The sequence below is a fragment of the Aliinostoc maniaoense genome, from assembly GCF_058172895.1.
Genome location: NZ_CP187952.1, coordinates 615,430 through 640,868, shown reverse-complemented (window position 1 = coordinate 640,868; position 25,439 = coordinate 615,430). Strand labels below are relative to the sequence as shown.

Genomic DNA, 25,439 nt, shown 5'->3' with positions numbered 1-25,439 from the left:
TTATTGGATTTTATCAATCTGCCAGATTTTGATGGTTTGATCAGAACTGCCACTGGCGAGAATTTTACCATCGGGACTCAGGGCAATAGTATTAACTGTTTCTGAATGTCCGGTTAAGGTTTGTATGACTTCAAAGGTAGAAATACGCCAAATTTTGATGGTTGTGTCAGCACTGCTACTAAAGAGAATTTCTCCATCAGGGCTGACAGTTAAGGATGTGATTTCGTCGGTGTGTTCTGTTAAGGTGTAAAGCAGTTTACCTGTGATTAAGTGCCAAATTTTGATGGTGTTGTCAGTGCTACCACTAAAAAGTAATTGGCCATCAGGACTCATGGCGATCGCTTTTACATCCCCAGTATGACCGATAAGTGTACGTAAAGGATCGCCTGTTTGGGGATTCCACAGTCTGATTTTAGTGTCGGAACTGCCACTAGCAAGGATTTTACCATCGGGACTAATGGCGATCGCATGAACTGCGGATGTGTGCCAAAGGGTACAAATGCGATCGCCTTTTTGTAAGTTCCAGATTTTGATTTTATTGCTACCGCTTGCTAAAATCTGTCCATCTGGACTAATGACTACGACATTCACGGGTTTTTGATGTCCTAGGAGTGTATGCAGTAGTTTGCCTGTTTTTAAATCCCAAACTTTGACGTTGCTTCTGGGATGTTCGCAGCTACCCACAGCGACAAAATTACCATTGCGACTAATGGCGACGGATGAAACTTCGCCTAAATTTCCGGCTAGGGTGCGGATAAAGTTACCATTATTAATATCCCAGACATTGACATTTTGGTCTGTACACCCACTAACTAAAACTTCACCCTCTGGACTAATAGCGACAGATGAGATTTTACCGGAATGCCCTGTGAGGGTGTAACCTAGATGGGGAGCTTCTAAGGCGCGCTTGTGTTTGAGACGTGCGATCGCTAATAATAATTTCTCTACATCTAAAACACTATCTATATCGTTGACGCTAAGAAAATATTCTTTTAACTTTTCTACATATTCCTCATCTTCAATGCGGATGGCTGATTGCATTGCCTCTAGGGGATTAGGAAAATCTTGGAGTGAGACTTGGTGCAAATCTAACCAAGTATTTATGGAGTAGTTTATCTGCTCTTGTGACCATGTGCGATCGGGTAAATGAGCTAAACTCTGAGCTAACTGCAAGGCTAATTCTGGTATCCAATAAAGCCGCTCTTTTTCTAAAGCCTGGTAAATTTGCTGATAACTAGTAGCGATCGCTTGCACTGATTGTAAGTCAAAATTGTCTTTGAGTAAATTTGATAGTAACTCAGGCAATAAAGGGGGAACATCATGATGTACTAGATGATAGATATCTGCTACCCATGCAGCCACTAAACTATGACAGGTTGTTAATAGTTGAGTAAGGTATTGGAAATCTTGATGATTAACTTGATATTTTAAACCTAATTTACTAATATCAATTCCTTGTGACTGCCATTTTTCGGCTTTTTCTAAAATCGCTAAATTAACTAAATTATCTTGACCAAATTTGTTAATTTCTGCAATATCTTCTCCCAATTCTAATAAATCATTACGGATTTTGCGCCATTCCCAGGCGCGATTTTTGGCAGATTGTTGCAAAATTTCTTTGTAAGGAATCCGGGAAATAGTTTTATAGTAATAATTGCTTTGTCCTAAGCCCCAATACGCAATCCGAAAATTTAAATAATCTCCATCATGTTCGGTTTCTAAAATTAAAATCGGCTCTGTTTTTAATGTACCAAATAAAGCTTTAATGCTAGATTCACTATGAAACCGTTTACTATCCCAAGCACCCGCTAAAAACTCTGTTGGACGAATGGGATTATGTAGGGAGTAGTGATTGTTAATAAACTCCCTTAATCCTTCAGCTAGCATTGTTTCTATACCAGAATTTTCTTGAGGATTCTGGTCAAATTCATCAAATTTAACTTGCGGTGGTGCTAAGAAAATTTTTAATGGTGTCCGACCATGATCTATGTGAGATTCTAAAATTTGTGAAGGGTATAATCTCAGAGGCCAATTATCAAGAATTTTATTAATTTCTGGTAAATTAAGAGCCGTATCTCTTTGTTGTTTAGCTACTTCTAATTGAGTCTCACGGTGATAAATTGCTAGTTGCTTTTGTAAAAGTTTTTCTTTCTCAAATCCTGTATCTGCATTTTTCTTTGGTTTGGCTGTTTTGGCAATTTCAATAAATGCTTGAATCGCTTGAGGGACTGGGTATTTACTCTTGTCTAGGCTTCCTTCGGTTCTTTTTTGTATCAGAGTTACAACTACGGGTGCAAACTCTATCACTAATTGAATAAGTAACTTTAATCCTTGCTCCATAAGGAGAATCCTGTTATACCAATAACTTCCATGTTTTACTGCTAATATCAGTACCGTTAAGGGAAAGTAAAAAGTCAAAAATCCTTGATTTTCAGGCTTTTAACCATTAAAAATGTTCTGTTTATTGATGCTGCGCTGTACTAGTATTAGCCAGCCCACAGATATAGCCGATACTTTTCTTTACGCTTTGTGTCATTATGACATCTATCTCAAGATATCTCTATATATGGCCTATCCTACTACTTGACGGAATAGTTTTGCCATAAAAGTTTTTTTGTCTAAAAATTTTGATTGATCAAAGAAAAAAGAGAAGGATAAAAAATTTGCTTTTTATCCCTCTCTTTTGCTAAGTTGATAAATTTTGGAAATGCCGAGAAATAGGAAGGTAAACACAGATGGACAGGATATTTGACTTAAAATCGGATGCCTAACTGTCCATTAACTCCCCGTACAGAATTATAACCAGCACCGATAAAAAAGCGATCGCCTGCACCTACCTGCACACCACCAGAAAGCGCAACGCCTTTGTCTTCAGAATAATATCCCACTCCCACATAAGGGGATACCACTGGCAAACTAATAAATCTCAACACATCTACACCTGTCGCACCATCGTTGGTTGTCCCTAACTCTACACCCAAGTTTAATGCTCTTGCGCCCACAGCATAGGTTGTATCCCCATCTTTAGCACCGACAGAAACCCAAGGCTGAGGAATGATTTGTGCTGTAGCGGAACTCGGAGCAAATAAAGCTAAACATCCTATTGATGTGATAATTGCTTTAGCAATAATTGCTGTTTTCATACTTCCTCCTCACTACCTAACAGGTGAATACAAGGGAGAGACTAACTAAAATGTCAAAAAGTTTCTCCCAGATGTAAGTAGAACGGTGTAAATAATTAAAGGTTTGTAGTAAGGACTTTAGTCCTTATGAGAGGACTAAAGTCCTTACTACGAACTAAATACAATTTTTTTACATTACTTTACATAGGTTGGTTTTTTCAAGTCGTTCTACTTATGTACACCACAGCTAGTTCTAGAGGTAATTATTTGGTATTTATAGGGCTAAAAACGGCATTTTATCTAATTTTTCCCAAGGTAAATCTATATCATCTCTGCCTACATGACCATAAGCGGCTAACTTTCTATAAAATCCACCTTTCATTAAAGATGGTAAATGTCTTAAGTTAAACTGTTTGAGAATACCTGCTAGGCGAAAATCAAAATATTTTTCTAACAAAATGGTAATTTCATCATCAGATATTTTACCTGTACCGAAAGTTTCTACTTGCACACTGACAGGACGAGATAAACCTATAGAATAACTCAGTTGCACTTCACACTCATCTGCTAATTTAGCTGCAACTACATTTTTCGCAGCATAACGAGCCGCATAAGCTCCCACTCTATCTATTCTAATGGGGTCTTTACCGCTTAAAGCTGAACCACTATGTTTAGAATATTCGCCATAGGTATCTATAGCGTTTTTTCTACCTGTTAAACCAGAATGCACCGCAGGCCCCCCAGTAATAAATGGCCCGTCGGGATTAATGAAAATTCTCGTATTTTCATCTGGTTTAATATCTTCATGTTCAAAAACCGGAAAAATTACTGTCTCTCGAATATCATCTTGTAGTTGTTTAAATTCAGGTTTTTTGCGTTTATTTTGACTGGCAATAACTGTAATACTATGGATTCTATAGGGGCGACGGTTTCTATATTCCACTCCAACTTGAGTTTTACCATCAGGAGTGAGATAATCCAAAATATTGTTATTTCTCACTTCACTCATTTTTCTGGCTAGTTTATGGGCTAACCAGATGGGTAAAGGCATAAATGTTGATGTTTGATTGCAAGCAAAACCAAAGACTGTTGCTTGGTTTGTGACGGTAATTTTTTCTATTTCTGCATCTGATAATGTCTGCTCATTAAATAAGTGATATTGATCAGATGGTAATTCTGTTAAACTGGTTAAAACACTACAAGTTTTACCATTAAATTCTTTGTGAGTGTAGCCGACTTGATCAATAACTTGTCTAGCTATATTTGTAAAATCTACGTTAGTATTTGGTTCAAAGCGGGCGGCTAAAAATACAATACCTGTAGCCACAGCACATTCTGTAATTACTCTAGCGTAGGGGTCTTGTTGTAAAAAACGATCTACGATCGCATCACTAATTTGATCACACAGTTTATCAGGATGCCCCTCTGTCACTGATTCTGATGTAAACATGAAGTCTTTTTTCATAATTTACCTGCTTTGGGCATATCAATTCAAAATTCAAAATTCAAAATACCCTGCGGGAAGGCTTGCGCCTACAAAATTTAAGAGTTTTTCTCCCCCTGCCCCCTGCTCCCTGCCCCTGCTCCCTGCCCCCTGCCCCCTGCTCCCTGCACCCTGCGCCCAGTCGCCTGCCCCTTTTGTACTTTCATTCACTAATAGGGGCAGTACAGCACTTGCACCAATGACTGCACCATCTACAAGATTAATTGGGGTGATTCTTAACAGATTTCTGAGCGGGGGAATGGCTATAGCTAAAATTTGAATACCGAAAGAACCTACAATGGCTACATTTAAATAAGGATTATTCGGTAATTTTTCTTTGCTGAAGATGCTGTGAGTTTCGGAACGGCTGCTGATTGTATGTAGCAGTTGGGCGGATGTCAAACTCATAAAGGCGATGGTGCTGGCTTGGGGTGTCATACCATATCTGATGAGGCTGTAACCATAGGCGGCTAGGGTACTGGCAGAAATCACCCCTGACTCAAAGGCAATTCTACCCAAGTCGGAATTTTTAATGATGGGTTCGTTGGGGTTGCGGGGTGGTTGGCTTAATACTTCTGGTTCTGGGGCTTCTAAAGCGAGGGATAAGCCAGGAAAGATGTCTGTGACTAAATTTAGCCAGAGTAATTGAATGGCGTTTAAGGGTTCGCCGATACCCACGGCTGTGGCGGTAGTCATCACCATAATTTCGCTGAGGTTGGTAGCCAGGAGGAAATGCACTGATTTACGAATGTTGTTGTAAATTGTTCTTCCCCGACTGACGGCGATAATCATCGTTTCGAGTCTATCGTCTTCTAAAACGATATCTGCAACCTCACGGGCGACATCTGTACCACCTTTACCCATTGCCACACCGACTTGGGCAGCTTTTAAGGCGGGTGCATCGTTAATGCCATCGCCTGTCATGGCTACTACTTTTCCTGCACCTTGCAAGGCTTGGACGATTTGCAGTTTGTTGCTGGGACTGATGCGAGCAAATACGTCTACTTTGTCACTAAGGGCGGTTAAAGCCTCTGGGGTGAGGTTGTTAATGTTGGTGGAGTCGAGAATTTCTAATTGAGGATCACGGTTTAATTCTAATTCTTTAGCGATCGCATAAGCTGTAGGACTTTGATCACCGGTAATCATCACGGTGTCAATTCCGGCTTGATGGAAGTCGGCAATTAAGGCTTTCGCGCCTTTTCTAATGGGATCTGCCATTCCTACTAAACCTAACCAAATCAAGTTAGATTCATGGTTCTTACCGTTACCATTACCGTTATGACATTCATCTACATGGCTGTAAGCTATTCCCAAGACGCGTAAGGCTTTGCCAGCCATGTGATCATTTTCAATTTCGATTTGTCGCCGTTCTTCCTCGTCTAACGGCACTAATTGACCATTTTTCACCCGTTTTTGGCATAGTTCCACTACCTCGGCGGGACTACCTTTAACTGCGACAAATTTTTGTTGCTCATGAGTCTGGTGAATCGTACTCATGATATTACGGTTTTCTGAGCGCAGATTTGTTTGTAATAAAGGATACTTATCTCTGAGAGCGATCGCATCGACTCCCGCCGCAATGGCCATATAAATCAAGGCGTTTTCTGTGGCTGAACCTGTGACGGTATATTCCCCATCTGCCGATTTGCTGACTTCACTTTCGTTACACAATACTGATACATGAATTAGCTTGAGTAGTTCATCATCGGCGTAGGGGTTGATATGATCTTCACCATCGATAAAATCACCGTCCATAACTTGAACTTGGCGGGAATTAGCGTGAATTTCCACCACAGACATTCTGTTTTCGGTAATTGTCCCGGTTTTATCCATGCAAATTGTCTGCACAGACCCTAAAGCTTCCACGGCGGCAAGACTCCGCACCAAAACTTTATTTTTCCGCATCTCTAGGATGCCTAAAGCTAAGGTGGTAGTGGCAATGGTGGGTAAACCTTCAGGAACAGCCGCCACCGCCAGGGAGATGGATGATTTAAGCATCTGTACTAAACCATATCCCCGCCAAACGCCCATTCCGAAGACGAGGCCGCAAACACCCATACTGATTAACACCAGTTGTCCGCCTACTTCGTCTAGTTGTCTGGTGAGGGGGGTTTCGGTGGCTTGGGCTTCACCTACTAACTGTTGAATTTTGCCCATTTCTGTGTATTTGCCGGTGGCTACTACCGCCGCCAAACCTTGACCATTGGTGATATAAGTCCCTTTATAGGCCATGTTGATGCGATCGCCTAATGGTACATCTTCACCGCTCAAATATGCTGTATCCTTATTCACGGGGATACTTTCACCAGTCAAAGCCGATTCATCAATACTTAAGCTATCAATGGTAATTAATCTGGAGTCAGCCGCTACATAATTGCCTGGTTTGAGAATTAAAATATCTCCTACAACTACATCTTCTATGGGTATTTCTTGAGGCTGACCATCTCTCAAAACCCAAGTTGATTTTTGCTGATGGTGTTTTAATGAGTTAATAATTCTTTCTGATTGGCTTTCTGTCACATAACCAATGATGGCATTTAAACCCACCACACCTAAAATTACCACAGCATCAACCAATCCCCCAGTAAAAATTGAGACTCCTGCCGCTACACCCAATAAAGCCACAGGCAAGGATTGAAACTGTGCAATTATCATGCTCAAATTTGAGCGCGATTCCGTTTCTGCTAAAACATTTGCCCCATATTTACTTAAATTATGAGCAGCCGATTTACTTGATAGCCCTGATTCCTGACAAGTGTTAAAGGCTTTGAGAACTTTATTTGTCGGCATTAAATGCCAATTATCTGTTTTTTGTGCTTGGATATTGCTATCAGTTTTAGTAATTTGATGAGGAGATTTTATAATTTTTTTTGTTTGATTTAATGAATAATTTTTAAGAAAACTTGATATATTTTTTTCAATTAAAAATTGAATTTGTTGATAATTATACTCTGGTGTGAAATTCACCAACAAATTACCCGTTAATGTATTCCCCTTTACTTGACATATTACAGGGTTTTTGATTAGCGATCGCTCTAAATATTCCTTTAGTTCTATCGAACCATAAAGTTCTGTGATTTTATATCTAGCTCTCCCTTTGACTTGAGTATGTATTGCTTGAATCACAGCAATTCCCACTCCTTGAGTATTCCATAACTGATTGAATACGTGTATACGTACATTAAGTAATTATAGTGTCAATATCTCTAAAAGAAAGTGACTTAATCTGTTAAGAGTTTCAACGTTTTCCTTACATCATGCTCAATATTTGGCAATATTCTCCGTTACTCTCTCTCAAGTTAGATATTCTTGGGAAGATAGGGGTGTAGGGGTGTGGGGGTGTAGGGGTGTAAGGGTGTAGGGGAATGCAAGACGTAACATCAATATCTAATGCACTATTTTAGTCTTGCCACGCTAAGAGGATGTCTGAGAAGTCCAGTAGGTTGGGTTGAACGCAGTAAAACCCAACGCCATAACCAATGTTGGGTTTCCTAACGTCAACCCAACCTACGATTTTTTCCCACTATTTTAGCCTTGACACGCCACTACTGGCTGTTAACAAATTTTCTGAGTACGCGACAAATTACTTCATGTCGTAACCAAACAAATTCGGGTCAACTTCGCCTAATTGTAAATCTGCCAAACCGTACTCTGCCCAGCGTCTATCTACCATTGCGGCTACATCTATATCTGATTCTAAAGGCGCGCCCCATTCATGGTCTGTTTCTGGGGGAATTTTGGTAGTAGCATCAATACCCATGCGTCCACCTAAACCGATTTTCTCACTAGCGAAATCTAAGGTGTCAAAGGGGGTATTGGGGAGAATAAATACATCTCTGGTGGGGTCAACTTTGGAACTAATTGCCCAGACTACTTGACGGGGGTCACGGATATTAATATCTTTATCGACGACAATCACAAATTTGGTGTAAGTAAATTGGGGTAATGCACTCCAAAAGGCTAAGGCGGCGCGTCTTGCTTGTCCGGGGTAGGCTTTATCAATGGAAATGATGGCAGCTTTGTAACTTAAAGCTTCCATTGGTAGGAAGAAATCCACGATTTCGGAGACTTGTTGCCGCAAAATAGGAGTATAGATCCGATTGAGAGCGATCGCCATCATCGCTTCTTCTTTGGGGGGACGGCCGCTAAATGTGGTGAGGTAAATTGGATCTTTGCGGTGTGTCATACACTGAAAGCGAATCAAGGGCGAATCTTCCACGCCGCCATAATACCCCATGTGGTCGCCAAAAGGCCCATCTGGTAAAACTTCCCCTGGTGTAATTGTCCCTTCTAAAACAAATTCTGCATCGGCGGGAACTTCTAAATCTACGGTTTTACATTTCGCCAAATTGACACCAGAACCGCCATACAGTCCAGCAAATAACCACTCTGATAAATCTACCGGGATAGGGGTAGCCGCCGCCATGATAATTAAAGGATCTACACCTAATGCGATCGCTACTTCTAATTTTTTCCCATTTTCGGCAGCTTTGCGTAAATGTCTCGCCCCACCCCGCACTGATAACCAGTGAACTGTCATTGTAGTTTGAGATTGTAGTTGTAAGCGATACACTCCCACATTCGGCGTACCTGTCTCACAATCCTTAGTAATTACTAATCCCAGGGTGATAATCTTACCAGCATCCCCACAATATGGACGTATTAAAGGTAACTTATTTAAATCTAAATCATCCCCTGTAATTACCACTTGCTGACAAGCCGGAAAAAAATCTCTCCCTGGTTTGGCTTTCACCACATCAAACAGCACTTTGCCAAAATCTATAGCCTGAGAAATCTTTTTCGGTGGCTTTGGTTGTTGCAACATACTCAGCTTTTTACCCAGAGTCTCCAATTCTTGGGGATGTTCCATATTCATCGCCCAGCAAATTCTCTCCACAGTTCCCATTAAATTCACCGCCACCGGGAAAGATGAACCCTTGACGTTTTCAAATAACAAACCAGGGCCACCTTTTTGCAGCATCCGGTTGGAAATCTCCGCAATTTCTAAATCTGGATCAACCAAAGCAGAAATCCGCCGTAATTGTCCTTTTTCTTCTAGAATTTTGATAAATCCGCGTAAATCTCTGGACATGGTTCTAGTTAAGCTAATAGTTAAAATTTGTGAAGCGTCTTCTTATATTATTAGCCATTAGTTACTTTCAGGCAGGGGAAATTGGTATTGGGGTGTGGGGGTGTAGGGGTGTAGGGGTGTAGGGGTATGGGGGTGTAGGGGTGTAGGGGAGACACGGGAGACACGGGAGACAAGGGAGACAAGGGAGACAAGGGAGACAAGGGGGACAGAAATATTGATTATTAACTACAAATTAACGCTTTAACTGACTTTTCTTAACCCAGAACAGCAGTAATTCGGTTATCCTTAGTGACGGATAGGCATTATTTCCTATAAATAAGCACTACCCCGATCAAACATGGCGAGAATATACGGTGTGTTCCTGGCAGCTAGTCTCCTGATATAGACTCTGCCAGATTTATTTTATACAAGCAATTAATCGTATCTTTTTTGTGAATAAATTTACTCATTACTCATTACTCATTACTCATTACTCATTACTCATTACTCATTACTCATTACTTTAAAAGTCATGATTCATTATTAACAGATTCATTGACTAGAGGATTTAAGACTATTTCATTATTAAATCCTTCAGGTTTACGGGTGCGAATTGCTGGGCGGGAACGTCTATAACCTGCTCGTTCTGCTTTTTGATGTTCGTAGTCAATTAGTCTGCCATAATACGGATGTTTGCTTAAATTCATCGATAAGAAAATGTGCTGGCGGATATTACCAAAACCTTTGCGGTTGAAAAACTTTACGGCTGGTATATTAGTAGGATCAGTATCTACTAACATAAATCTTGCGCCATCTTCAATCATCCGAGCCACGACTTTATCAACTAGCTTGTCAGCAACTCCTTGACGTTGAAATTTAGGATTAACTCCTAGCCATAAAATGTAGCCATAAGTCCAGGATGCTTTGGTAATAATTGTTCCTAAAATAAATCCTGCTAATTCGCCATCTGTTTCTGCAACTAAACAGTATTCTGGATCTGTATTGTAAAGTCCAATGACTTCCCATTCATCCCAGGTACGATATAGATAAGGATACAAATCACTAGTGAATAATTGTTCTCCCAAATGATAAACGGGAGCAATATCATCAATACCTAACTCACGTACATAGATAGCATCACTTTGATCAAAGTTAGTCATAAATTGTAAGGGTGTAAGGGTGTAGAGGTGTAGGATGTTAACAATTCAAAATTCAAAATTCAAAATTCAAAATTAAAGACAGTTGAAGTTAGGGATTTAAACACCAACTCAACTGATACTACGTGTAGACGTAGGGGTCTTATACCGTTGAATTTACAATAAGGTAGTTTCCCATTACCCAATACCCAATTAAATACTTACTTCTTGAATGTTAGCGATATTTGGTAATAAGTTTTGGTTGTTAGTTTCTTCAGTGGTGGGAATGCGATCGCATCTCATTGCAAACTGGCAATAATTACAAGCTTTACTACTGTCTACAACTTGTGGAAATGGCTGATTTTGTTGATAAAGTGCTAACCAATTAGTTAACTTATTTAATAACTGATGCAGTTTTTTAGCGGTTTTTTCGTGTTCGCTAGAGCTATAAGTAAATTTTATATTTTGGGGTTTACCTTCAGACTGAATAAACCAATAGGTCATAGAAATATTTTCGGGTAAGTACGCGCTCGTTTCTGCTAAAACGTACATATATAAACGAGTTTGCCAGTTTTGGGCTAACTTGCGTTTATCTGGTGGCTTGGGATAGGTTTTCCAATCTAGAATTTGCGCTTGTTGAAAATCGCTGATGAGTAAATCATAAATAACTGTGAGTAAATAATCTTGCACTTGTAATGTGCGGTAATGTTCACTTTCCCGAAAGACTTCTCCATTCCTGACAGGTTGGATAATCTCTGGTGCTGCCTCAGCAAAAGCAGACATCCAACTTTGGAGTTTTGTATCTGCGGCTAAGAGATGATCAATTGGTAAACCCATTTCTCGCTGCTGCATCAGCAAGTGAAAGCGACTACCTAAAATCTGACGTTCTTCGTGTTGAGGATCTAAAGGCGAGTTGAGTTGTTCTAGATAAGTGTGCTGGAATTTACGTGGACAAGTCTCTAGTAAATTGAGATGTCCTTGCGAGAGTCTGAGTAGTTGAGTAGAAGTGATCAGCATTTTCTCATTGTAGAGGCGATCGCTAGCAAATTAGGGGTATGAGGGTAGGCTAATGAGTAATGAGTAATGAGTAATAAGTAATAAGTAATGAGTAAATACCCTTACACCCCCACACCCCTACACCCCTACACCCCTACACCCCTACACCCATGAGAAAAGGGAAAAGAATGAACCTTACTAGTTAACTTCATCCTTTTCCCTTTTTATGTACCTGATGCTTATTTAATGTTAGCCCGTGCGTCCCTAACTGCGGCAATAAAAAATAATCCCGTGAGAGGAATACTCAACCCTAAGATAATGGAGGTGATTTGCACGCCTAAATCTGGCTGTCCTGAACTTAATTCAAACACTGAGCCAACAGCTGCAATGGCTGTTACACAAGAGCTAGCTAGAAAAAAACCGCTTTTTGGAGTTAAATACACTACTAGACCACCTACGCTACTGGTTTGACTGCTTGATACGAGAAGCCATTTTTAGATAACTCCTGTGCTAAAGTCAAGGAATTATCTACACGATCTACAAACACTACACCGTTGAGGTGATCCATTTCATGCTGAATGCAGCGTCCGAGTAAGTCGGTGGCTTTGAGTGTTTGGGGACGGCCATTTTCATCTTTATAAGCGACTTCTACCACGGTGGGACGCTTGACATCCATATACACACCGGGAATACTCAAACACCCTTCCTGAGCCATACAAATGTCTTGGCTGAATTGTTTGATGGTGGGGTTGATCAATATTAGTGGTGGATTAGCTGGGTTATCGGGTTCGCAGTCGATGACAATTAGCTGTTTATGAACTCCTACTTGGGGTGCAGCCAAACCTATGCCATCATTGCTGTACATAGTTTGCAGCATTTCGCGTATTAGTTGGCGAATTTCATCATCTATTTTGGTGATGCGTTTGGCTGGTTGACGCAGGACGCGATCGCCTAGATAGTGAAGTTGTAAAGGCGGATTTTTTAACTTTTTCTTCTCAACAGCAATTTCAGAAGGCATGATTCTCGATGGCTAGATTGTAAAAATTCCAATTAATTTAATTGTATCAATCTAGTTTTAGCTTGACTGGGAGGATTTTAAATGTTTGATTTTTCAACGCACAGGGGTAAGAGGGTTATAAAAGGTAGTGTTGTGCTGGATTAAGCTCATTGGGGTGATCTGTGTTTAAATTTCTCACAAAACTTGACTACCTGTTGAAAGAAACTTTTCTGGGTTTACTGCGTGGCGGTTGGATGAATTGGGCGGCGGTTAGTACCGTGACGGTATTATTATTTTTGTTTGGTTTGAGTTTGCAGACTTCTTGGCAAGTAGAAAAACTCCTGAATCAATTCGGTAGTCAGCTAGAGGTATCAGTGTATCTGGAATCTGGGATATCGGCGCAAACTATCGAAACTATGGCGGTGCAAATTCCAGGTGTGGTAAATGTGCAAACTATTCCTAAAGAACAAGCTTGGACTAGGTTAGTCAAGGAATTGGGGATTTCTGATATTGATGGTGCAACTGAGCAACTAGGCGAGAATCCTTTGGTTGATGAAGTGAAGGTGAAAGCAAGTAACCCTGAAGTTGTGCCTCATTTAGCTACGCAACTGGCTAAGTTACAGGGGGTAGAAACAGTGCAGTATATTGATGAGGCGGTGAAACGGATTGCTCAATTGCACCGGGGGTTAAATTTGGTGACTTTGACAATTACGAGTATTTTGACATTAACTGCGATCGCTGTCACTACTACTACCATCCGTCTGATTGTGTTAGCGCGTCGTCAGGAAATTGAAATTATGCAGCTAGTGGGTGCAACTGCCGCCTGGATTTATCTTCCATTTATTTTACAGGGCATTGCCTTTGGTTTAGTTGGTGGTGCGATCGCTTGGAGTTTTATTTCTGTCATTCAACAGTTTATTAGTCAGTTACTCACCAATCAACCAGAATTTATTCAATTTATTACTAATGGTTTACAACTTACTCCTACACAAATTTTACTCTTACCTTTAATTTTGTTAAGTTTCGGTGCAGTTGTGGGATTAATTGGCAGTTTATTTGCTGTCAGACGTTTTGCTAAAAGCTGACCGTAATATAACTTATTTAGTAGGGTGCGTTACGCTGTCGCTAACGCACCCCAATCTCTCAGAGGTGCGTTACGGCTTACGCCTAACACACCCTACTTATCTCCAAATTACAAATTAGGAATTGATAATTCTAAAACTGTGCCAGTCCATCCAATAAACCATCTGAAATAATTACTCCATTAGTAGCAGTTATTTTCTCTATAAATTCTGATTCACTAATGGTAACTACAGGTAAGAGATGGTCATATAGTTGCATAGCTTGTAAGTCACTATTGATATTAGTAACTGCCGCATTATAAGCGTCAATTTTTTTAGTTAATGCAGTGAGTAACCGCCGATTATGATCAATCTTTTCCTCAGCTTCTTGTTGCAGAGTTTGTTCTAAATAAACCCGTGCTTGGGGATACTGTTGTAAAATTTCTTCGGCTTGGGTTTCAGCCATTGGTAATAATTGAGTTTTGAGGATTTGATTAATGGTTTGGCGGAAAGTTTTGTGGATGGTTTGAAAAACCTTTGGTTCAAAATCTAACTTTAATAATTGTCTAATGGCTGGTTGAGCTTCTACCATGCTTTCACAGTCATAACCTTGGGAAGTTTGCAGCAATGTTTGGCGGAATTGATAGATAGAAAAAGTGCCTTCATCATAGAATAAATGACTTTCACGCACAAAGCGATCGCACTCTACACTAGCTGCATCTATTAAAGATTGACACACACGTTTTTCTAAGACTTTAATCTGTTTTTCAATCCCGGCATCATTACCTAATAAACGATATAATTGACGGTAATATTCTGATTTACGAACTCTCTCCATTAACCTTTGAAAAAGATTAGCAACGAGTTGTTGGGATGATTCAACTAAAATATCTTCTAATTGATTAGCTAGATAATAAAATGCCTCTACTAAAATTGCTAATAATGGCGCGGTAGCATTGCGAGGATGGCTGAGAGTGGCACGTCGATAAGCATCAGCTACAGAGAAGGTATCTAACAACTCATCTAACCGATGAATCATCCGTGATTGTAATTGCTTGAAATCTCCTTCAAAAAAGTTACAGGCATTATTAATTACCTGATTAACTTCTTCGGTGATTTGCTGACTAAAATCTCTGCCGACTTGTTGTAATTGTTGATTGAGACGTTGCAATTCCTGTTTTTTCATCGTCTCAATTTCTTGGGGCTGACTATCTAAGTCTTGATACAATGATTGATAGTGTTTTTTCAGTTTAATACAAATATCTTCTAAATCATCAGCGAGAGTTTGAAAAAGTTGGGGACGCTTTTCTTCAGTGAGATAACGAGTAATAGCTGTGCGAAATTCTTCAATCCCACTGTCTTGAATGAGTTGATTAATTAAAGGTGTGCCTTGTTCAGCTAAAATTCGTACATAATTAGTATTGGGTGATTCAAACCCATTGAGCGAAATCCGAAAATTAGTAGCAGCTAGCTTACCGGAACTTACACAATAGTTATTAAAAGCGTAAACAAATTGTGGTGTTTCTTCTACTCCATTTACACCTTTAACACTATCTGCAAAAATAGAATCTAAACCAAAGCGATCTTGTTGGCTTGTTTGTTTAATTTGACTGCCGTAAAACCCAAGTAAGCCACTAGTTTTATAAACTCGCCTAGTATCACGGAACTCTCCGTTAATTAAATTATCTAGCCGTTGCCTGAGTTGGGTATTGTACCACGTTTCATCGATGCGGTTGAAGACATAAAAAACGCGATCGCGTATGCTGCCATTTTGCCGCATTTTCTCTAAAAGTTGCGTTTCTTCCTTCGTCATATCACCAGCAGAGGCAGGTTTTAGCACACACACCACCGCCGATGTATCGGAATGTTGAATTTTGGCGTAAGTTAACTGTGCATCTTTTTCCACTGGTGCATCAATACCAGGGGTATCAATAATTACGTTACCATCTTGCAATAAGGGATGGTTGCAATAATATTCAATTTGCTTGAGAACTGCGCTATTACTGCCACGCCGCGCATATCCAGCCGCTTCTTTCAAATTAGAAAAGTTAAATTGCTCCATTGAATAGGTAGCATTATTGATAGTATGAATATGTTGACGGTTAGCCTCATATCCTTGTAATAATAATATTAATGCTTTGGCTTGTTTAGCTCGTTCTGATCTATTCTCGCCACCCTCTTGTAAAATAATTGCTTCACAGCCTTGATATAACAGATTAACGACTTCCGATTGATTGAGATTAGCTGCTGTTTTAAAGCCTAATTGTTGACATAAACAAGCTGCTTGCTCTCGTATTTCTACTTCACTTAAAAAAGTTAAAACTACCCGTTCTTGCTCTAGTTCTGCATACTCAATTTTGCATTCTGTACCTGTGGCGTGTCCTTCTGCACTATAGAGTAATTCTCTTTCTAACAGGGCATTAATTAACATTGATTTACCCGCACTAAAAGCCCCAGCAAATACAATTTCAAATCTAGGAGAAATTGCTTTGACTAAAGAAGTTTGTACAGGTGTAATATCTTGCGATCGCAAAGATTGTTCCTGCTGTAAAAGTTGTAATATAGAGTCAACTTGATCTTTTAAATTCTCACACTGAAAAGACACGCCTGACATAAAATAACCCAGATAATTATCAGTATATTTTATTCAAGGCTTTTTCCCATTGCTTCAGTATTATTACTAAGATAGATAATTGTAACTTCAGAAAGAGGATCAAGAAATTTCTGATGATTACGATAATTGCATACAATCATCATTTTTAATATCACCAGTTAATTAGTATGAGACTACTAAGTGATAGCTTTTCTGCAAATGGGATGATTCCACTGAAATTTTCTTGTGAAGGCGCAGGAATTTCTCCTACATTAAAGTGGGAAGATGCCCCCATAGAAACACAAAGTTTTGTGTTGATTGTCGATGATCCAGATGCACCAAATAGAACGTTTGTCCATTGGGTTTTGTATAATTTACCTAGCCATACTAACCACTTATCAGAGGCAATTCCCACTACACCAAGACTAGATGGAAGTGGCATACAAGGAAAAAATGATGCTGGACAATTCGGTTATTTTCCACCCTGTCCCCCCCAAGGAACTCATCGTTACTTTTTCAAACTTTATGCTTTAGATACTCCTTTAGGGCTAGATTTTGGTGCTACAAAACAAGCAGTTGAAGCTGCTATGTCAGGGCATATTTTAGCAACAGCAGAATTAATAGGACGGTATGAAAAACATCGTTAAATTGTAAGTATTGAATTTTATAAAGGGCGAAAAGTAAGATAATAATTCGTAATACGAATTACGAATTACGAATTACGAATTATTTTAAGCACGCGCTTCTTCAGGCCAAAGTTCTCGTAATTGTGAAGGCATCATATTAATTACATCTGCAATTTCGCCTTTAGTTACCTTCTCAGCCAAAAGTTTAAAGACAGCACGCACTACCATCTCAGCATCAATATCGGGATCGGAGGTGCGGAAATAATCACGGATATGTTGTAAAAATGCTTCCTTGGTTCTATCTTTAATGGGAGTCGCTCCAGGTCGCCAGTTTTCATAATAGAATCCCCCTAGTAAAATGGGTAATTGTGCGCCTAAATGAGCAGCTTCTTCTATTGTGAGGCGATCGCGCAAAGCGTGCAAGGTTGCCCGTAAACCTTGGAATACTTTGTGTTTATTCTCCCATCCGAGCTTATTACATAACTCATTTACCCAAGGCATAGTATTCTGCAACGTAGTATCAAAAATATCTAATCCTGTAATTGTCATATAAACCTCACTTTTTGCTTTCTAGAAACGGGATTTATTTTGTTTGTAGACTTTCTAATTCCTACAGTCATCCTAAGAAAGCAACCAGTTAACTCTCTTCCGACTAATGAGGTGTGATGGTTTATTTACTTGTCTGTCTCAGGGATGATTAATTTTTGAAACTGATAACTGTTTTAAATTTTCTGGATAATACCTAAATCATTTAAAACTTCCATGTCTAGGTGTGGTTTTTCATCAATATTAGTGTTTTGAAATAACACAGTAAAAGCACCTGCACCTAATCTATCTTCAGGAAATAGACGATAACAGGGAATAGTTGTGAGATGTGATTGATAATTTTCTAAATGAGTTACTTTTACTGGCTGAAACTGCGGAAAGCGTGATAAAAACCACTCGCATACCTGTTCATTTTCTTCAGGCGAATAGGTACAAGTCATATAAGCTAAATAACCTTGGGGTGCAACTAGTTGGGCGGAGTTGGCAATGATTCTTTTTTGACGATTAGCACTTTTATTAATAGCAGTTGGGTGAAAACATCCTGGGGCTTTTTCTCCTTTTGCTAATAGAGATTGTCCAGTACAAGGGGCATCAACTAATACTAAATCAAAGGTGAGGGGGATATTTTCGGCAAAAATACTAGAATCTCGATTGACTATAATGCTAGGACTAATCTGGCAACGCTTTAAATTAGATATCAGCATTCCTAGACGTTTACCGATTACTTCATTACAGATAATTAAATTTGGTTGCAAAGCTTGCCAAGCAAATATACTTTTACCTCCTGGTGCAGCACACATATCAAAAATTAACTGCACTGATTGGGGAATTGCTAATAAAATAGAAGCTGCAAATACAGACGAAAAATCTAAACAGTAAAAATATCCTTGATCATGTAAGGGGTGTTTACCGGGTTTTTCTCCTAATTGTAATCTATCTATAAACTGTGGCTGCCAATTCAATGGCGATTCTACTGAAAAAGGTAAGATATCTGGCTGATTTTGACACCAAAGAATACAGGGATGAAAGGACTGAGGAGAAATTAATGCTTGAATAAACTTTTCTTGTTTATCAGGGTTTTCAGACAAACGTCGTGCAAGTTTCAGCAGTAAATTTGATGGTTTTTCCATTAGTAAAACTGTTACAGAAGAACAATACTTATGAGTAGTTTTGCCTCATACTTTAGAATATAATGACCACCATTTATTAAATAGGGGAATGGGGAAGAGGCAGGGGGCGGGGAGCAGGGGGCGGGGGGAGACAAGGAAGACAAGGGAGACAAGGGAGACAAGGGAGACAAGGGAGAAATATTTACCCCAATGCCCCATTCCCTATTCCCCATTCCCTATTCCCCATTCCCCATTCCCAATTCCCCATTTAATATCTCTTTGCGTAAATCCTGGACAATTGATTACCAAGCTGCCCAAACGCACTAGAGAGGGTGACGATGTTTGATAATTTTCAGAAGAGACTGCGACGGGAAGCACAGATATGGCGTGATGAAGGAATAATTAGTGCTTCCCAATATCAACAAATTGCCGATCGCCATCAATTTAAAAATTTAGAAGCAGCTGCGCGCGATCGCTTTATGATGATTGCGATCGCTGTCGGTGGTATCCTGTTAATCTTAGGTGTGACCACTTTTGTAGCGGCTAACTGGTTTGCCTGGTCAAGAGAAGTCAAATTCATCATGATGATGAGTTTGTTTATCTTCGTTAGCATCACAGGTTTTTACACCTGGACAGAACCCACACTCAATAAAAGTGAAGGCAAAAAGAAACAACGCAATAACCGCATTTTAGGAGAAGCACTATTAATCTTAGCTGCTTTCATCCTCGGCGTTAACATCTTTTTGATGGCGCAGATTTTTAATATCAGTGGTTCGGCTACACAACTCTTTCTAGCCTGGGGATTTGGTGTGTCATTCATGGCCTATAGTCTCTCCCTCAATTCTTTGGGAATTTTGGCTATTATCCTCGTGCAGATTGGTTATTGGACTGGAGTAGGAGATTTATGGGCTTCTCCATCATCGGCTGACTGGAATTGGGCTAGGTTAGCAGTCCGACATATGCCTTTAATCTCATGGCTATTGTTTGTACCTTTAGCTTACTCCTGCCGTTCCCGGTGGATTTTCTTCTTCGCCGCTTTCTTTTTTGCCAGTTCCCTGCAATTCAACCTTAACCCCCTACCATTACAGAATTTCTCGAATATGGCTCCTTGGGTGGCATCTTTTGCATTAGCACTGCCACCTGCATTATTCTGGAGTTACGACGATCTGCTGTTTCCCACGATCAATTACAGATTATTTCAACCCCTAGCCCGTAATTTAGCTTTAATTGCCTTTGGTTTAGTCTTTTATGCCCTCTCCTTCCGTTCCCCGTGGCAAGGAATAGCTTTTAATTCCTTTGCACCGAGAAACAGCATCAACGCTTTTATGTCTTTGCCAATCATTGATTTGGGGATTCTCAGTGGTTTAGCCGTCTTACAATGGCTATTTCTCTTACGTCAAACCAATAACCCACCCCGTCGGGAAGTGGTTTTTAAAACTGGTTTGATTGCTACCTTTCTAGGTTTTATCGTTGTAGTCCCGTTTTGGCATCAAGCTATTAATCGTATTGGCGACTTAGGCAGTTTTATTTTCAGTGTGCTGTTAGTAGTACTCTCTTGGGGATTCATTCAAGAAGGATTAAAACTCAACAATAGACGCTCCTTTTGGGGCGGTATGCTATTGTTAACTTTACTAGTTATTAGTCGAGTACTAGAGTACAACACTGATTTACTCTTTAGATCAATGGTTTTCGTCATGTGCGGTTCAACATTAATCAGTGCAGGATTGTGGTTTGAACGCCGTGTCACCGGTGGTTCTAGTTCATCCAGTTCATCAGGCAATAAGAATAAAGATTAATAGCCACTATTAACCGTTGACTGTTAACTGTTGACTGGATAATAACTCTCCCCCTGCTCCCTGCTCCCTGCCCCCTGCCCCCTGCCCCCTCTGCGTAAGTCCTATTTTCATTTCCTCCACAAACTATTATTTTTAGGACTACGCCCATGTCAGATAAATCTTCTGAATCTAGTAAAAGTCAAACTTTGTCTCCTGAAGCGGAGTTCTCCAAGAAGCTAACTTTTAAAGATTACTTAACGGCGACAGAACAAAAATATAACCAGCCTTTGCCTTTTTGGCGGTTATTAGTGCCTTTAATGCTACAAACAGGAATAATTTTGTCTGTGCCTACCCAAGCTGCCTATACTAGTCTCACAGGCAAAGATGTGATTTTGCAGACTGTGAGTGCATCTCCTGAAAATGTCTTGCAAGGTTATACTCTCAATCTTGATTACAACATAGCTCGAATCTCTAATTTGAGAAGATTACCAGGGTGGAATGAAGTTGTGAGGCAAAATGGCACGAGGAACGGACGGTTACTTTCAGGTACTAATTTATATGTGATTTTGCGAGAACAATCATCTTTTAGTCGTGGTGTGCCTAGAGCTTGGCGGCCTGTGCGTGTAACTAGTACCTTACCTACGTCCCTGCCCAACAATCAAGTAGCCCTCAGAGGTGTTTATGAAAATGGTTTTGTCAACTACGGCGTAGAAACATTTAATATTGCTGATGAACAACGGCAAATGATTTCTGAAGATATTCGCCGTTCTGCTAGACAAAATCGCACTAGACAGCTACGGCCAATCACTGTCAAAGTGAAAGTAGACCCCCAAGGTAATGCTGTACCTGTTAGTCTATGGGTACGCGATCGCAATTACAGTTTTTAACAGTTAACAGTTATCAGTTATCAAGTCACTGATAACTGATTTAATCTTCTCGCCGCACATTCCAGGCTACACCAAAAGCCGCTCCTGCTCCGGCTAACAATCCTGTACTCATGCCTGCTATAGTTTTTTCTATCGGGTTTTGAGTTAAGCAATCGCTTGTAACTTGTTTGGCTTGCAAGCACAAATTGCTTTCAGCCCAACTAGCACTACCCCCTAAAATTACACCAGCTACACTACAGGAAGCCACAAGCAGTAATAAGCGTTGAGTTTTTCTATCCATAGATGGATGCGTCAAAGTTGAGAAATGGTTAACAGTCCTCAACTACTTTAGCGATATGTGGCAATTCTGTCAGCTGAAACTAAGTAATGAGTAATGAGTAATGAGTAATGAGTAATGAGTAATGAGTAATGAGTAATGAGTAATGAGTAATGAGTAATGAGTAATGAGTAATGAGTAATGAGTAATATATAGCCTTTCCTAGCCTGCTGAGGTACAAACCTCTGCGTACCTTTGCGCTTTACTTTGCGCCCCTTTGCGTTTAAAATATTACCCATACCTCACTTAACTGGAAATCGCTATAATTAATTGTTGCGAAGTAAATTCTGCAAACTATTTAATAATTCTGCGGCGGTGAAAGGTTTAGATAATACTTGATGAATATTAATCCCCGCAACTTCTTCTAGGGCTTCTGGTGAGTTTTGGCCACTACAAGCGATAAACTGGACTTTGGGGTTCATTTTCCGCATGGTACGAATAGCGGTGATGCCATCCATTTCGGGCATCATCATATCCATGAAAATTGCACTAATTTGATGCTTGTGTTGGGCATAAAGGGCGATCGCTTCGATACCATTATTAGCAGTTAAGGTTCTATAGTTGTGACTTTCTAAAATCATTTTGGTGATTTCACAAATCTGCACTTCGTCATCGACAACTAAAATTAACTCTCCATCACCTTGAGGGGTGAGTGTATTTTCAGTAACTGAATCTCCTACGGCTGGCACTGCGGGTAAAAATAGGTTAAATTGGCTACCTTCGCTGACTTTGCTAGTCACAGTCACAAAACCACCGTGGCTTTTGGTGATACCGAGTACGGTGGCAAGTCCTAATCCTGTACCTGTACCTACTGCTTTGGTAGTAAAAAATGGCTCAAAAATTCTATCTAAAATTTTCGGTGGCATCCCCATGCCGGTATCGCTGATTTTAACTAGAATGTAATGCCCAACTTGAGCATGAATATTCATACTGGCGTAAGCTTCATCAATAAAAATATTTTCCGCAGAGATAGTGATTTTTCCCCCCTCTGGCATAGCATCACGGGCATTAACTACTAAATTCATCAATACTTGATGTAATTGGGTAGCATCTCCACAGACAGCAAATAAGTCTTCTGGTAATTTGGCAGCAAATTGAATTGATTTAGGAAATGTCTGTTTACCAATCAGAATAATATCGGTAATTAGGTGTTTGAGTTGGACTATGGTACGTTCTCCTTTACATCCCCGCGCAAAGGATAATACTTGTTTAACTAAGCCTGCTCCTCGTTTGGCATTGTTTTCTATAATGTCTAGTAGGTGTTGTTGGGATGTTCTGCCGCCCCCCCTTGGGGATGGTTCTAGTTTGTGATTATTTGTATTTTTTAAGAGTTGAGCCGCCGCCAAAATAGGTGTCAAAATATTATTTAAGTCGTGAGCAATACCACCGGCAAGTGTACCTAAGCTTTCTAAACGTTGAGTGCGAAAAAACTGTTCTTCTAATTGTTTTTTCTGGGTGATGTCGGTATCTACAATCAAAATTGATTTAGGTTGCCCTGTTTCATCCCGCATCAGTGTCCACCGACTTTCGACAATGATTTCTTGGCCTGATTTGGTAATTTTTTCTAACTCTCCTTGCCACACACCAGTCGCCTGGACAATTTCCCATGCTATTTGATGGAAATCACAGGCAATTTCTGGATATAGTAATTCCTGGGGTTGAGTGCCGATAATTTCTGAAGCTGACCAACCATACAGCCGTTCTGCACCTTGATTCCAGAACAGAATGTGATTGTTTAAGTCTCGAACAAAAATAGCATCGGTGGCAATATCTAATAAGGCGGCTTGTTGGCGGATTTTTTGCTGTGCTTGTTGCTGTTCTTGCTGTGCGGCTTGCAGTTCACTAATATCAGTAAAGGAAACTACTACCTCGTAGGGTGTAGTTTCATTGTTACGAAATAAGGGTTGAGAATTAATCGAAATCCAAGTTAATTGTCCATTGGGTTTGTGAACTCCCATAATCACATTTGTACAAGGTTGCCCGGTGCGTAAGCTCACCATTGCGGGATGTTCTTCACCAGGGAACGGAGAACCGTCTTCATGGATAGTTCGCCAAGAGACATCATCGCAGAAACGCCCCATGATGCCATCACTTGATTGTCCTAAAATCCTTTCTGCACTGGCATTACAAGCAACTACTTTGCCATCGCGCTGATGTAAGACTACACCCTCTTGCATAGCTGTAACTACGGAACGATAGCGTTCTTCGCTTTCTTTGAGGGCGATTTCCCCTTGTTTGCGCTCGGTGATATCTCTGGTTGTACCAACCATTCTCATGGGTTGTCCCATGTCGTTATAGTAAGTTTGACCTTTTGTACTGATCCAGTGAATGCTATCATCAGGCCATATAACTCGATAGGTAATGGCGAATTGTTGATTTTGTTCAATACTGCGGTTCACTGCCTTTCTGAAAGAAGTTCGGTCTTCAGGATGAACTAACTGCAAAAAGGCTTCCGGGCTTGGACAAATAGTACCTTGGGGGAGTCCATAGAGTTTCCCCATATCCGCAGACCAATGGGTGGCGTTGGTTAAGAGATTCCAGTCAAACATCCCCATCTCGGCGGATGCTAGAGCTAAACTTAACCTTTCTTCACTTTGCCGCAGTAATTCTTCTGTGTGTTTGCGTTCGGTGATGTCTTCTGCAATGCCTCCATAGGCATATACTTGGCCTTGTTCATCACCTAGAGCAAAACCCCGATCCCAAATCCAACGTACTGAACCATCAGGGCGGAGAATGCGATATTCTTCATTGGTGGCTTCACCCTGTTTTTGTCGCTCTATTTTAGCAAGGACGCGATCGCAATCTTCTGGATGTAATGATGCTATCCAAGATAATGGATCTTGACGCAAACTCTCTACAGAGCGTCCCCAAATTTTTTCATAAGCAGAATTAACGTATATATTCGCTCCTGAAGCTAATTCAGCTATCCAAATTAAAGCATGGGTGTTTTCCGCCAGACAACGAAATTTCTCCTCACTAGCTCGCAATGCTAACTCTATTCGGTTGCGCTCTGTTTCACTCTCTGGTAATGCTTCTTCACCCATTTGCTGCTCAATCATTTCGGGTTGCCAAACTTGCTTTGATGGTTTTTTCACCGCCTTAACAACACTCACCATCGGTAACTGATTAAACCCTTGTAGCAAAGTAGTGAGAGTTACAATTCCTACTAAGCATTCCTCATCATCCACAATGGGCAAATGATCAATTTGATGATTGTGCATTACCGACAAGGCTGTCAGACTATCTTGCAGATGTGACAGTTTCATTGTTATGACCGGCTTTGTCATCACCTGGGCAATTTTGACTTGGGAAACATCTATCTCTGATGCAGCCAGACTCAATATATCTCTTTCTGTAAATATTCCTAATACTTTTTGTGCCTTTACTACTAAAACACAGCTAGTTTTTTGTAAATAGCTGTTGCCAGGGTTCTCCACTGCGTTTAAGCTCGTGAACGGCAATATTTCACTTCTGTTTTGATACATCAAGCTAATAGCATCGACTACATCACTATCAGGTTCAATCGTGACAGGGTAACGATTGATGGCATGATACACATTAGGTAAATCAATGAGATGCTTGTCGAACTGCATAGTTAATTCGTCAATTGTCATGATTTTAGGGGATACCAAAAAATCAATTAGTCCAAATTGGCTTTTAGCTAGGATGTGTCAGGAATCGGAACTTATTGATATTTCTTAGGTTTGATATAGCCAATGCA

19 protein-coding genes are annotated in these 25,439 nt (G+C 40.2%); 5 read left to right on the top strand and 14 right to left on the bottom strand.

The genetic code is table 11. The features are described 5' to 3' along the window. From ACPZ3T_RS02765 to def, 9 genes are all read right to left on the bottom strand, one after another. A complete protein-coding gene (locus ACPZ3T_RS02765) occupies positions 1 to 2,340 on the bottom strand; it encodes a WD40 repeat domain-containing protein (protein ID WP_490273469.1) in 2,340 nt (779 codons plus the stop codon). A gap of 413 nt (positions 2,341 to 2,753) precedes the next feature. After that, positions 2,754 to 3,143 carry a hypothetical protein gene (locus ACPZ3T_RS02760; protein ID WP_490273468.1) on the bottom strand — a complete coding sequence of 130 codons (390 nt, stop codon included), beginning with the start codon at positions 3,141 to 3,143 and terminating at the stop codon, positions 2,754 to 2,756. A 253-nt stretch (positions 3,144 to 3,396) separates the two neighbouring features. After that, positions 3,397 to 4,587 (bottom strand): methionine adenosyltransferase, encoded by a 1,191-nt coding sequence (gene metK / locus ACPZ3T_RS02755; protein WP_490273467.1) that lies wholly within the window; start codon positions 4,585 to 4,587, stop codon positions 3,397 to 3,399. A gap of 33 nt (positions 4,588 to 4,620) precedes the next feature. Then, positions 4,621 to 7,731, bottom strand: a complete 3,111-nt coding sequence (locus ACPZ3T_RS02750; protein ID WP_490277098.1) for a cation-translocating P-type ATPase — start codon at positions 7,729 to 7,731, stop codon at positions 4,621 to 4,623. A 457-nt stretch (positions 7,732 to 8,188) separates the two neighbouring features. Next, a complete protein-coding gene (locus ACPZ3T_RS02745; protein ID WP_490273466.1) occupies positions 8,189 to 9,697 on the bottom strand; it encodes a UbiD family decarboxylase in 1,509 nt (502 codons plus the stop codon). 509 nt (positions 9,698 to 10,206) lie between these two features. Further along, positions 10,207 to 10,836, bottom strand: a complete 630-nt coding sequence (locus ACPZ3T_RS02740) for a GNAT family N-acetyltransferase (protein WP_490273465.1) — start codon at positions 10,834 to 10,836, stop codon at positions 10,207 to 10,209. 189 nt (positions 10,837 to 11,025) lie between these two features. Then, entirely contained in the window at positions 11,026 to 11,829 is an 804-nt protein-coding gene (locus tag ACPZ3T_RS02735; RefSeq protein WP_490273464.1) for a PD-(D/E)XK nuclease family protein, read from the bottom strand. A 218-nt stretch (positions 11,830 to 12,047) separates the two neighbouring features. Then, complete coding sequence (locus ACPZ3T_RS02730; RefSeq protein ID WP_490273463.1) at positions 12,048 to 12,251, bottom strand: hypothetical protein; 204 nt, start codon at positions 12,249 to 12,251, stop codon at positions 12,048 to 12,050. Positions 12,252 to 12,262: 11 nt separating this feature from the next. Then, on the bottom strand, positions 12,263 to 12,826 hold the full coding sequence (gene def / locus ACPZ3T_RS02725; protein ID WP_490273462.1) for a peptide deformylase: 564 nt from the start codon (positions 12,824 to 12,826) through the stop codon (positions 12,263 to 12,265). 161 nt (positions 12,827 to 12,987) lie between these two features. Between def and ACPZ3T_RS02720 the strand changes: the two genes are divergently transcribed. Then, positions 12,988 to 13,890 (top strand): cell division protein FtsX, encoded by a 903-nt coding sequence (locus ACPZ3T_RS02720; RefSeq protein ID WP_490273461.1) that lies wholly within the window; start codon positions 12,988 to 12,990, stop codon positions 13,888 to 13,890. A gap of 130 nt (positions 13,891 to 14,020) precedes the next feature. On the opposite strand, the gene ACPZ3T_RS02715 is transcribed toward ACPZ3T_RS02720, so the two are convergent. Continuing rightward, entirely contained in the window at positions 14,021 to 16,480 is a 2,460-nt protein-coding gene (locus tag ACPZ3T_RS02715) for a dynamin family protein (RefSeq protein ID WP_490273460.1), read from the bottom strand. A 167-nt stretch (positions 16,481 to 16,647) separates the two neighbouring features. On the opposite strand from ACPZ3T_RS02715, the gene ACPZ3T_RS02710 reads away from it, so the two are divergent. Next, on the top strand, positions 16,648 to 17,106 hold the full coding sequence (locus ACPZ3T_RS02710; RefSeq protein ID WP_490273459.1) for a YbhB/YbcL family Raf kinase inhibitor-like protein: 459 nt from the start codon (positions 16,648 to 16,650) through the stop codon (positions 17,104 to 17,106). Positions 17,107 to 17,190: 84 nt separating this feature from the next. On the opposite strand, the gene ACPZ3T_RS02705 is transcribed toward ACPZ3T_RS02710, so the two are convergent. After that, a complete protein-coding gene (locus ACPZ3T_RS02705; RefSeq protein ID WP_490273458.1) occupies positions 17,191 to 17,634 on the bottom strand; it encodes a DUF2267 domain-containing protein in 444 nt (147 codons plus the stop codon). A 173-nt stretch (positions 17,635 to 17,807) separates the two neighbouring features. After that, the gene (locus ACPZ3T_RS02700) at positions 17,808 to 18,761 is read right to left on the bottom strand and encodes an RsmB/NOP family class I SAM-dependent RNA methyltransferase (protein WP_490273457.1); all 954 of its coding nucleotides are present in this window, start codon (positions 18,759 to 18,761) and stop codon (positions 17,808 to 17,810) included. Positions 18,762 to 18,849: 88 nt separating this feature from the next. On the opposite strand from ACPZ3T_RS02700, the gene ACPZ3T_RS02695 reads away from it, so the two are divergent. The 3 genes from ACPZ3T_RS02695 (at position 18,850) to ACPZ3T_RS02685 (ending at position 21,402) form a co-directional block, all read left to right on the top strand. Next, positions 18,850 to 19,086, top strand: coding sequence for a hypothetical protein (locus ACPZ3T_RS02695; RefSeq protein WP_490273456.1), 237 nt, complete (start codon positions 18,850 to 18,852; stop codon positions 19,084 to 19,086). Further along, positions 19,079 to 20,536, top strand: coding sequence for a DUF2157 domain-containing protein (locus ACPZ3T_RS02690; protein WP_490273455.1), 1,458 nt, complete (start codon positions 19,079 to 19,081; stop codon positions 20,534 to 20,536). The genes ACPZ3T_RS02695 and ACPZ3T_RS02690 overlap by 8 nt, the downstream gene beginning before the upstream one ends. A gap of 146 nt (positions 20,537 to 20,682) precedes the next feature. After that, positions 20,683 to 21,402 carry a GDYXXLXY domain-containing protein gene (locus tag ACPZ3T_RS02685; RefSeq protein WP_490273454.1) on the top strand — a complete coding sequence of 240 codons (720 nt, stop codon included), beginning with the start codon at positions 20,683 to 20,685 and terminating at the stop codon, positions 21,400 to 21,402. Between the two features lie 40 nt (positions 21,403 to 21,442). Here the strand turns inward: ACPZ3T_RS02685 and ACPZ3T_RS02680 are convergent, their stop codons facing one another. After that, entirely contained in the window at positions 21,443 to 21,682 is a 240-nt protein-coding gene (locus ACPZ3T_RS02680) for a hypothetical protein (RefSeq protein WP_490273453.1), read from the bottom strand. A 302-nt stretch (positions 21,683 to 21,984) separates the two neighbouring features. Continuing rightward, positions 21,985 to 25,332 (bottom strand): PAS domain S-box protein, encoded by a 3,348-nt coding sequence (locus tag ACPZ3T_RS02675; RefSeq protein WP_490273452.1) that lies wholly within the window; start codon positions 25,330 to 25,332, stop codon positions 21,985 to 21,987. Positions 25,333 to 25,439 lie beyond the last annotated feature (107 nt).